We start from the raw sequence: 10,518 nt of genomic DNA on the forward strand, positions 1-10,518 counted from the left end.
CCGTCCGCGCGGCTGGCGCGCCCGCCGCCGTCGTGCTGGAAGGGAGGTTGCTGGTGGAATAAGGGTGCATGGCTGTCACATCCGAAAGAGGCCGAAGGAGGTGTCGGGCAGGGGTGCGTTGGCGCAGACATCGAGCGCCAGCCCGAGCACCGTGCGGGTGTCCGCCGGATCGATGATGCCGTCGTCCCAGAGGCGGGCCGTCGAGTAGTAGGGACTTCCCTGAGCTTCGTACTGGTCGCGGATGGGGGCCCGGAACGCTTCCTCACCTTCCGCGCTCCAGTCCTCACCCCGGGCTTCGAGCTGGTCCCGTTTGACCGTTCCGAGTACCGCCGACGCCTGGTTCCCACCCATCACCGAGATTCTGCTGGCCGGCCACATCCAGAGGAACCGCGGCGAATACGCGCGTCCGCACATCGAGTAGTTGCCTGCACCGAACGAACCACCGATGATCACAGTCAGCTTGGGCACCCGGCATGTTGCCACGGCAGTGACCATCTTGGCGCCGTTCTTGGCGATACCCCCCGCCTCGTAGTCCTTGCCCACCATGAAACCGGACAGGTTCTGGAGGAAGATCAGCGGGGTGCCGCGCTGGTCGCACAGTTCGACGAAGTGGGCGCCCTTGAGGGCTGATTCGCTGAACAGGACTCCGTTGTTGGCGACGATGCCCACGCGATGGCCGTGCAGCTTCGCGAAACCCGTGACCAGGGTGGTGCCGTACTCCCGCTTGAACTCATGGAATTCACTGCCGTCCACCAGCCTGCCGATGATCTCGCGGACGTCATAGGAGGCGTTGACGTCGATGGGAACAGCCCCGTAGAGCTCAGCGGGATCCTGCACGGGCACCACAGACGCCGCGGGCTGCCAGGCGGGATGCGGCTCGGGCAGCGTGGAAACGATATCGCGGATGATCTCCAGCGCATGCTGGTCGTTCTCCGCCAGGTGGTCGGTCACGCCCGAGATCCGGGAATGAACGTCCCCTCCGCCCAGCTCCTCGGCGGTGACGATCTCGCCGATGGCCGCCTTCACCAGCGGCGGGCCTCCCAGGAAGATGGTGCCCTGGTTCCGGACGATCACTGTCTCGTCGCTCATGGCGGGTACATACGCGCCACCCGCGGTGCAGGACCCCAGCACAGCGGCCAGCTGCGGTATCTTCCTGGCGGAGAGCTGCGCCTGGTTGAAGAAGATGCGGCCGAAGTGGTCCCGGTCCGGGAACACCTCGTCCTGCTTGGGCAGGTAGGCGCCACCCGAGTCCACCAGGTAGATGCACGGCAGGTTGTTCTCAAGGGCGATCTCCTGCGCGCGGAGGTGCTTCTTCACCGTCAGGGGGTAGTAGGTACCGCCCTTCACCGTGGCGTCGTTGGAGATCACGAGGACGTGCCGGCTGTGGACCAGCCCTATCCCCGCGATGACGCCGGCACCGGGACACTCGCCGTCGTACAGCTCGTGGGCGGCCAGCGGTGCTATTTCGAGGAAAGGGCTGCCGTCGTCGAGCAGTTGGTCGATCCTCTCGCGCGGGAGCAGCTTGCCGCGGGCGAGGTGGCGTTCCCGCGAGCTTTCGGGGCCCCCGAGTGCGGCTTCGGCAAGCCGGGCACGCAGTATTCCGACGAGCTGCTGCTGGGCCCGATCGTTTTCAAGGAATTCCGGGGAGGTCGTATCAACCTTCGACGCCAGTGTCTCCATCGATCAGTATCCTTGCGGTAGCTTCAGTTAGCAGACACTAACCGGATTTAGGTTAGTGGCTATTAACCGTGGTGTCCACCACAATAAAAGCATCCAAGTGCGAGAAGCGAAGGATCCCCATGGAAGTTCTACCCGTTGAGGACCGCCTGACCGGCCGCAGCATCGCCAAAGCCTCCCGGCGGGCGGCCCTGCTCGACGCCGCGGCGCAGCTTTTCGCCGAGCGAGGCTACAACGGCGTATCGATCGAGGACCTCGGCTCCGCGGCCGGGGTCAGCGGTCCGGCAGTCTACCGCCACTTCAGCGGCAAGCCCGCAGTGTTGTCAGCACTCCTCACCGGCGTCAGCGAGGATCTCCTGGAGGGCAGCCGGGCAGTGGTGGCGACATCGACGGATCCCGAATCAGCGTTGAGAAGCCTGATCGGCTTCCAGGTGGACTTCGCCCTGCGGAAGGCCACTGTCATCCGGGTACAGGACCGTGATCTCAGCAGCCTTCCCCGCGAGGCCGAGCAGTTGGTGCGGTCCCTTCAGCGCCGCTATCTCGAGGTCTGGGTGGACGTCCTCGCGGAGCTGTCGCCGGACGCGGACCGCATTCGGCTGCGGCGAAAGGCACACGCCGTGTTCGGCCTCATCAACTCCACCCCCCACACCACCCACGGCGGCAGGACAGGCCTGGACCTCTCGGGCCTGCGCGGGTTGCTGGAGGACATGGCCTGGGCCGCGGTGAGGATCCCCTGAAGCCCGGCTCCTGTCCCGTCGTACCGACCTAGTACGCTGTTTTCCTAGACCGTGATCCTTAATGAATCGAGTTCCGCTGTGATTGAGCTTCGCCCCGTCGAATCTGCCGACCTTGACGACTTCTTCTCGCATCAGCTGGATCCTAGTGCCAACCATATGGCCGCTTTCGCAGCAAAGAATCCCTCGGACCGCGGTGTCTTCGATCACCACTGGCAGGACATCCTGAACGATCCGAAAATCACGGTCCGTACCATCCTGTCCGATGGCCGCGTTGTCGGCAGCATCCTTGCCTACCACGACGGCGACATCCCGGAAATCAGCTACTGGATCGACAAGGCCAGCTGGGGACAGGGCATTACGACGGCGGCAGTGGGACAGTTCCTGGACGAGGTCACCGACCGGCCCCTGCGTGCACGCGCGGTGGTGGACAACGTGAATTCGATCCGCATCCTCGAGAGGTGGGGCTTCAAGCACGTCGGTGAGACACAGGGCTTCGCCAGTGCCCGCGGCGCCGTGGTTCGGGAGCTGATCCTCGAACTGCAGTAGGCCTTGCAGCTCAGGAAAGCTGCACCGAGGATGTGCGGGATCGAGTTGTTCGGTCAACCCGCTTCCGCGACGAGTCTCTTCAGGCGCTTGCTCGCCGCATAGGCTCCGAAGGTAGCAAAGAGCGGCAATGCGATGAGCACTATTGCGCTCACCTCGCTGAACAGGAGGAAAGCTGCACCGAACCAGGTAAGAACCGCCGCATAGAAGACAGGCACCTTGACCTCCGTACCGAAGACGGGCGGCACGCCGAAGGCATGCCTTGTGTAACCACGTGCAGCCCAGATCGCCGTGAAGGTAACGACCGTGGGTATGCCCAGCAGCACCAGGACGACGCCGTTCGACATGACACCGAGCATGACGAGGACGCCGAACCAACACACCGCCGCCACGAACCTCGTGAGAACGACCAGCTGCGCAGCGAAGTGCATGCGATCCGGAAGGGCGATCGTGAGGTCACCTGTATCGGTCATGACAGCTCCTGCATGCACGGAGATCTCCAAACGGCAACTGGTAAAACAATCAGAGCACGAATGCTCCGACAGAGCCACATTTTCCGCGGTTACTGATCACTCCAGCGCGGACTTCACCGCAGCATTCAGGCAGGCCCGGTGGATCCGTCGGCTGCCGGCAATTCCGTCGAGGCGTGAACCATCCCGGCAGAGTGGATCGCTACGTGATCGGAGGCTGCAGAACCGTCGAGGGTCGTCCAAGGGTTCTGGACGATAGGGCACCAGGGGACGTGGTCACGGCCGGCAGCCCCAACAGCGCCCGACACGGACGCAAGGTATCAGACCATTGTCAGGACCATTCCCGGGTCGGACAGGATGGCGCCGATGTCCGCAAGGAAGCGCGACCCCTGTTCGCCGTCGACCAGACGGTGGTCGAATGACAGGCTCAACGGCATCACCGATCTCAGTGCAACCTCCCCCTCGTACTCCCAGGGCGCACGACGCACCGCACCCACAGCGAGGATGGCTGCTTCGCCGGGATTGAGGATCGGTGTTCCGGCATCGATGCCGAACACGCCGATGTTCGTGATGGACAGCGTCCCGCCGGAGAGGTCGGCCTGGCTCGTCTTCCCTGAACGGGCGGTATCCGTCAGTGTCTTGAGCGCAGCGGACAACTCAAGGAGATTGAGCGCTCCGGCGTCCTTGATGTTGGGAACCAGAAGCCCGCGCGGTGTGGCAGCCGCGATGCCGAGGTTCACCGCGGAGTACTGCACGATCTCGTTGGCGGCAGCATCCCAGGACGAATTGAGCGACGGCTGACGGCGAACGGCGATACACACAGCCTTTGCGACGATCGTCAGGGGAGTAATGCGCGCGTCGGCGAATGCACGCGAGGCTTTCAGCTTGCTGATGAGCTCCATGGTCGGTGTGACGTCGATCGTCAGGAACTCCGTCACATGGGGGGCCGTGAAGGCACTCGCCACCATTGCCGCAGCCGTGTGCTTGCGGACGCCCTTGATCGGGATTCGCGTTTCTCCGGACGCAGGCGGCAGGCCCCTTCCATCCGACACCGCGTCCCCGGTGCCGGCGGCACCCTCCGACACACCCGGCCCATACCCGACGGTGCCCGCTGCGGACCCTCCCTGTTCCGCTAGAGCGTTCAGGACATCCTCACGGGTGATCAGTTGCCCAGGGCCCGAGCCGTGCACCGAATCGAGCACTAAGCCGAGGTCGCGAGCCAGCTTCCGTACAGGCGGCGTGGAGCGCGGACGCTCCCCCGTTGCCGACACCAGCGGCGCGGCGTGCGCCGGGCGCACCGCAGGCACCGGTGAATCGGGCGCGGGTCCCTGGCGGGCTGGTGCTGCAGCCGCAGGCGCGGCGTGCGTCGGCGCAACCGGCACGGCCGCCGGGTGAGCTGGCACTGCAGGTACTGCTGGGACAGACCTTGCGGCCGCGGGACGATCCGGCATCGGCTGTACCGCCGCTGCGCTGCCGCTGTCTTCCGCGAAGTCCCGCACCCTGCGCTGCGGCCTGCCGCCTTTCTCAACGGCGGCACCGTAACCCACGAGGTTCGGCTCACGCCGTGCAGGAGGATCGGCTTCGTTCCCGATGACCGGGATGTCGAACGACACGATCGTCGCTCCCACCTCCACCACGGTGCCGGGCTGCTCATGCAGCCGGGCGATGACGCCCGCGTAGGGTGAGGGCAGCTCCACGACCGCCTTCGCGGTTTCGACGTCGGCAATCACCTGGTTGAGCTCGACCGTGTCGCCGACTGCAACATGCCAACTGACGATTTCCGACTCGGTGAGGCCCTCGCCGAGGTCGGGAAGCCTGAACTCCTTGATCATGCCTGGCACTACCTTTCAAGTCCGCTCAGTGAGTTGCGCCGGCCCAGAACGCGGTCCACACCGTCGAGGATCCGATCGAGGTCGGGCAGGTGGTGGAACTCGAGCTTCGAGTACGGGTAGGGGATGTCGAATCCCGTGACGCGTACCGGCGCATGCTCCAGGTGGTCGAAGCAGCGCTCGGTGATGCTCGCTGCGATCTCGGCGCCCAGCCCTCCGGACTGCGCAGCCTCGTGAGTGATCACCAGGCGCCCGGTCTTCCGCACGGAGGCCTCCACGGTGGCGTAGTCGATCGGCGCGAGTGAGCGCAGGTCGATGACTTCCACAGATACGCCGTCGTCGGACGCTGCGATCGCTGCGTCCCGCGCCGTCGGAACCAGCGGGCCGTACGTGACCAGGGTGACGTCGTGTCCCTCGGTGACCACGTGGGCGGCACCCATGTCCGACGCCGACGGGTCCACTCCCTCGTCCACCTCGCCCTTGGTGTGGTAGCGGCGCTTCGGCTCGAAATACAGCACGGGGTCATCGCTCGTGATGGCCTGCTGGATCATGGTGTACGCGTCCTGGGGATTGGAGACGCTGATCACGCGGAGCCCCGACGTGTGGGTGAAGTAGGCTTCCGGTGATTCCGAGTGATGCTCGGGTGATCCGATGCCGCCCCCGAAAGGCACCCGGATGGTGATGGGCATCTTGACGGCGCCCTGCGTGCGGTAGTGGATCTTCGCGACCTGGCAGACGATCTGGTCGAACGCCGGGTAGATGAAACCGTCGAACTGGATCTCGACCACCGGGCGGTATCCCCGGTACGCCATGCCCACCGCGGTGCCCATGATCCCGGCCTCGGCGAGGGGGCTGTCAAGTACGCGGTGCGGGCCGAAGTCCTTCTGAAGTCCGTCGGTGATCCGGAAGACTCCCCCCAGCTTTCCGATGTCCTCGCCCATCAGGATGACCTTGGGATCGTTGTCCATAGCGCGGCGCAGTCCTGCGTTGATTGCGCGGCCGAATGTCATGGTGGACATCTTCAGTCCCCTTCCGTGGTTCCGTTGCCGAATGAGAGCAGATACCGCTCATAGTGGTCCTGCTGCCGGTCGAGCCAGGAGTTCGGTGCGCTGTAGACGTGCTTGAAGACATCACCCGGTGCGGGTTCCGCCATGCCGAGGCACCCCGCGCGCAGCTCTGCGGCGACGCCGTCGGCTTTTGCCTTCACCGAGTCGGCGTAGTCGGCGTCGAGGAGGTCCATGGAGTCCAGGAGTGCTGCGATTCGCGCCAGCGGGTCCTTCGCAGCCCAGTCCTCGAGTTCGTTGGCATCCCGGTACCGGGACGGGTCGTCGGCCGTTGTGTGCGGGCCCATCCGGTAGGTGACAGCCTCGATGAAGGTGGGGCCGCCGCCCGACCGTGCCCGGTCGAGTGCTTCGCGCGTGACGGCGAGGCATGCCAGGACGTCGTTGCCGTCCACCCGGACCGAGGGGATGCCGAAACCCGGGGCCCGATCGGCGATCGGCACGTGGGCCTGGAGACCCACGGGCTCGGAGATGGCCCAGTGGTTGTTCTGGCAGAAGAACACCACGGGAGCCTGGTAACTGGCGGCGAAAACCATCGCTTCGTTCACGTCGCCCTGGCTGGTAGCGCCGTCGCCGAAGTAGGTGACCGCCACTGAATCCGCGCCGTCGTTCAGGATGCCCATCGCATAGCCGGTGGCATGCAGGGTCTGGGCTCCGATGATGACCTGGGGGGTCGCCATGTTGATGGTGTAGGGATCCCAGCCCGACGACGCGTTGCCGCGCCAGACCCGAAGCAGGTCCGTGAGGTCCACTCCCCTGCAGTAGGCCACCGCATTTTCGCGGTAGCTCGAAAACACGAAGTCGTCCTGCCGCAGCGCCCTGCCCGAGCCGATCTGCGCGGCTTCCTGCCCCAGGAGCGGGGGCCACAGCGCAAGCTCGCCCTGGCGCTGCAGCGCGGTGGCTTCGGAATCGATGCGCCGCACCACCACCATGTCCTCGTACAGGGATCGCAGGGCAGCCCCGTCGACGTCGGCTACGAGGGGGTCGTAATGGGGGTTCGGGTGCCGGACGCCGAGGGCGTCGACCAGTTGGATCAGGTTCGAGCCGGCGGCGCCTTCTCCGACACCGTCCTGGACACTCACATCGCCGGTTTCACTCAGGGCCACAATCGCACGCACCTCTCACGGCAGTTTCCCTTTCCGGCCGCCTCAGCGGGCTGGTCAGGGCTCCAGGCACCTTTACCTGAACTACGTGTGACACTACTCACAGGACACAGGCAGCACAACCGATCCTACTTTCAGTGAGCAATGTGCTCTGTTTAAGGGTGCGGCGCCATGCTAGCGTTGGGCACTATGCAACCCCTGGACGGTACTGACACGCGACTGCTGCTGGCCCTGGCCAAGGACCCACGGCGCACCGTGGTGGCTCTTGCCGAGAAACTGGGACTTTCCCGCAACACGGTGCAGGCACGCATGGCCCAGCTCGAGAAGAAGTCGGTGTTCCTGTCTTTCGAGCGGCGGATCAATCCGGCGTCGCTCGGCTATCCCCTGACGGCCTTCATCCACGTCCACGTCCAGCAGCAGAAACTCGTCAGTATCACGCAGAGCATCAGCGAGATCCCCGAAGTCATCGAGGCCTTCGGAATCACCGGACAGGCCGACATCCTGGTCCGGGTGGTATCCGCCGACGCCGAGGACCTCTTCCGGATCAATGGGAAAATTCTTGCCTGCGAGGGGGTGGAACGGTGTGACACCTCCCTCGCGATGGGCGAACTTGTCCCGTTCCGCGTGGAGCCGCTGCTGGCACGGGGGCCCCGGCCGGCGTCGTGAAGGACGCGCAAGCTGTCAGGGACCCGCACCATAAGCACGCGCGCCCCGGCCGTCTTCGGGTAGCCGAAGCACGACAGAAAGGCCCGGCCCCCGAGAGCAGGGGCCGGGCCTTTCGTGCTGCGGTGTACTTTCCGTTCTAGTGGTCGGTGGCCTTCTCGGCTCCGACGCCGGTCAGCGACCGTACTTCCATCTCCGCCTGCTTCATCGGATCCTCGGTGGTCTTCGACAGTGTGGTGCCGAGCCAGCCGAGGAAGAATGCCAGCGGGATCGAGACGATGCCCGGGTTGCTGAGCGGGAAGATCGAGAAGTCGGCGTTCTGGATCATCGACTTCTCTCCGCCGGATACCACCGGTGAAAGGGCGATCAGCAGGATCGCGGACCCGAGGCCGCCGTACATGCTCCACACAGCACCCTGGGTGTTGAACTTCTTCCAGAACAGCGAGTAGAGGATGGTGGGCAGGTTCGCACTCGCCGCGACGGCGAAGGCGAGCGCGACCAGGAAGGCCACGTTCTGTCCCTGCGCGCCGATACCCCCGACGATCGACAGCAGGCCGATCACGACGACGGTGCGCCGTGCGACCTTGACCTCGCCGTCAGGGTCCACCTTGCCGCGGCGGATCACATTGGCGTAGATGTCGTGGGCGAAGGATGCGGCAGCCGTGATGGTCAGGCCTGCCACTACTGCGAGAATCGTTGCGAAGGCGACAGCCGAGATCAGTCCCAGCAGCAGCGAGCCTCCCAGCTCGAAGGCGAGAAGTGGTGCCGCGGAGTTGACGCCGCCCGGTGCCGCGGCAATGCGGTCTGCGCCGATCAGTGCGCTGGCGCCGTAGCCGAGGACAAGGGTGAACAGGTAGAAAGCGCCGATGAGCCAGATGGCCCACACTACTGAACGCCGTGCTTCCTTCGCGGTGGGGACCGTGTAGAAGCGCATGAGCACGTGTGGCAGGGCAGCGGTACCGAGGACCAGTGCGAGGGCGAGGGACAGGAAGTCGAGCCTCGTGATCGCGTTGAGTCCGTACTGCAGGCCCGGGCTGGTGATTGCCGCGTTGCCGGAGGTTTCGATCGCGGCACCCAGCAGGGTGGAGAGGTTGAAGCCGTGGATGGCCAGCACCCAGACGGTCATGATGAACGCACCGGCGATGAGTAGGCAGGCCTTGATGATCTGCACCCAGGTGGTGCCCTTCATTCCGCCGATGAGTACGTACATGATCATCAGGACGCCCACCACCGTGATGACGACGGACTGGCCCACGCGATCGTTGATGCCGAGCAGGAGCGACACTAGTCCGCCCGCACCGGCCATCTGTGCGAGGAGGTAGAAGAAGCAGACGGCAAGCGTGGTGATGGCTGCCGCGATTCGCACCGGACGCTGTTTGAGGCGGAAGGACAGGACGTCCGCCATCGTGAACTTCCCGGTGTTCCTCAGGAGCTCGGCGACCAGCAGGAGTGCCACCAGCCACGCCACGAGGAAGCCGATTGAGTAGAGGAAGCCGTCGTAGCCGTTGATGGCGATCGCGCCGACAATGCCGAGGAAGGAAGCCGCCGACAGGTAGTCACCGGCGATCGCCGTGCCGTTCTGCGGGCCGGTGAAGGATCGCCCCGCGGCATAGTAGTCGGCCGCGGTCTTGTTGTTGCGGCTCGCGCGGAGCACGATCACCAGCGTGATCGCGACGAACAGGCCGAAGATGAGGATATTCAGCCATGGCTCCCCCACCTGGGTGGATTCGGCGGTCTGCATCGGCAGGGAAAGGCCCGCGCTCAGGGTGTTGGTCATTTCTTTCCGCCTGTTGTGTCACTGAATGCTTCGGGGGCTGCTTCTTCGAGTTCATGCCGTAGGTTCGCCGCGATCGGGTCGAGCCGCTTGTTGGCGTAGCTGACGTACCACATGGTGATGCCGAACGTGCTGACGAACTGCAGCAGACCCAGGATGATCCCGATATTGATGTTGCCCCATACCGGGGTGGCCATGAACTCGTGGGCGTAGTCGGCCAGGAGCACGTAGGCGAAGTACCAGAGCAGGAAGACCACTGCCATGGGAAAGACGAAGCTGCGATGGCGCTTGCGCAGTTCCTTGAACTGCTCACTTTGCTGGACTTCCGTGAAGTCCACGGCAGCTGGTGATCCAGCGTCCGGTTCAACTGGGTGCGAACCCATTGTTCCTCCTCCAATTAGGCGATTCCCCTCACCGCAGCCGGCTTTCGTCGCCAGGCAGAGTTCGGCACATCGGTGTGACTCCCATCACTGTGCGGTCCGGCGCGCAGGATTTCCAGTCCCGCCACAGGGTGGATCGCCGAATGCGGCTCGAAGTGCGGTGAACGGTAGCAGCATGCGGTGAACGGACGCGGGCGGCGAACAGCGGCGGTAGTCGTGGCCACAGGCGGACGTGGCCGGCGAGGTCGGTGACGGCGTGCGTCGTGCACGACGGCGGCGTC

10 protein-coding genes are annotated in these 10,518 nt (G+C 64.8%); 3 read left to right on the forward strand and 7 right to left on the reverse strand.

Features of this window, described 5'->3' with window-relative positions:
• Nucleotides 1-75: 75 nt before the first annotated feature.
• Entirely contained in the window at nt 76-1,680 is a 1,605-nt protein-coding gene (locus Y704_RS0113720; protein WP_026550539.1) for a carboxyl transferase domain-containing protein, read from the reverse strand.
• A 119-nt stretch (nt 1,681-1,799) separates the two neighbouring features.
• Between Y704_RS0113720 and Y704_RS0113725 the strand changes: the two genes are divergently transcribed.
• Both Y704_RS0113725 and Y704_RS0113730 read left to right on the forward strand, forming a co-directional pair.
• Nucleotides 1,800-2,414, forward strand: coding sequence for a TetR/AcrR family transcriptional regulator (locus Y704_RS0113725; protein WP_026550540.1), 615 nt, complete (start codon nt 1,800-1,802; stop codon nt 2,412-2,414).
• Between the two features lie 78 nt (nt 2,415-2,492).
• On the forward strand, nt 2,493-2,960 hold the full coding sequence (locus tag Y704_RS0113730) for a GNAT family N-acetyltransferase (protein WP_081747663.1): 468 nt from the start codon (nt 2,493-2,495) through the stop codon (nt 2,958-2,960).
• Nucleotides 2,961-3,013: 53 nt separating this feature from the next.
• Here Y704_RS0113730 and Y704_RS0113735 read toward each other — a convergent pair whose 3' ends face one another.
• From Y704_RS0113735 to pdhA, 4 genes are all read right to left on the reverse strand, one after another.
• Nucleotides 3,014-3,430: a hypothetical protein gene (locus Y704_RS0113735; protein ID WP_026550542.1), complete on the reverse strand. Its 417-nt coding sequence runs from the start codon at nt 3,428-3,430 to the stop codon at nt 3,014-3,016.
• 317 nt (nt 3,431-3,747) lie between these two features.
• The gene (locus tag Y704_RS0113740) at nt 3,748-5,259 is read right to left on the reverse strand and encodes a dihydrolipoamide acetyltransferase family protein (RefSeq protein WP_026550543.1); all 1,512 of its coding nucleotides are present in this window, start codon (nt 5,257-5,259) and stop codon (nt 3,748-3,750) included.
• A gap of 8 nt (nt 5,260-5,267) precedes the next feature.
• Nucleotides 5,268-6,275 carry an alpha-ketoacid dehydrogenase subunit beta gene (locus tag Y704_RS0113745; RefSeq protein ID WP_026550544.1) on the reverse strand — a complete coding sequence of 336 codons (1,008 nt, stop codon included), beginning with the start codon at nt 6,273-6,275 and terminating at the stop codon, nt 5,268-5,270.
• 2 nt (nt 6,276-6,277) lie between these two features.
• A complete protein-coding gene (gene pdhA / locus Y704_RS0113750; protein ID WP_026550545.1) occupies nt 6,278-7,399 on the reverse strand; it encodes a pyruvate dehydrogenase (acetyl-transferring) E1 component subunit alpha in 1,122 nt (373 codons plus the stop codon).
• 210 nt (nt 7,400-7,609) lie between these two features.
• Between pdhA and Y704_RS0113755 the strand changes: the two genes are divergently transcribed.
• On the forward strand, nt 7,610-8,086 hold the full coding sequence (locus Y704_RS0113755; protein WP_026550546.1) for an Lrp/AsnC family transcriptional regulator: 477 nt from the start codon (nt 7,610-7,612) through the stop codon (nt 8,084-8,086).
• A gap of 136 nt (nt 8,087-8,222) precedes the next feature.
• Here Y704_RS0113755 and Y704_RS0113760 read toward each other — a convergent pair whose 3' ends face one another.
• Complete coding sequence (locus tag Y704_RS0113760) at nt 8,223-9,824, reverse strand: solute symporter family protein (RefSeq protein ID WP_035772839.1); 1,602 nt, start codon at nt 9,822-9,824, stop codon at nt 8,223-8,225.
• A gap of 32 nt (nt 9,825-9,856) precedes the next feature.
• Nucleotides 9,857-10,240: a DUF485 domain-containing protein gene (locus Y704_RS0113765; protein ID WP_026550548.1), complete on the reverse strand. Its 384-nt coding sequence runs from the start codon at nt 10,238-10,240 to the stop codon at nt 9,857-9,859.
• Nucleotides 10,241-10,518: the final 278 nt, after the last annotated feature.

This window comes from Arthrobacter sp. Br18 (genome assembly GCF_000520555.1).
Lineage (GTDB): Bacteria > Actinomycetota > Actinomycetes > Actinomycetales > Micrococcaceae > Arthrobacter_D.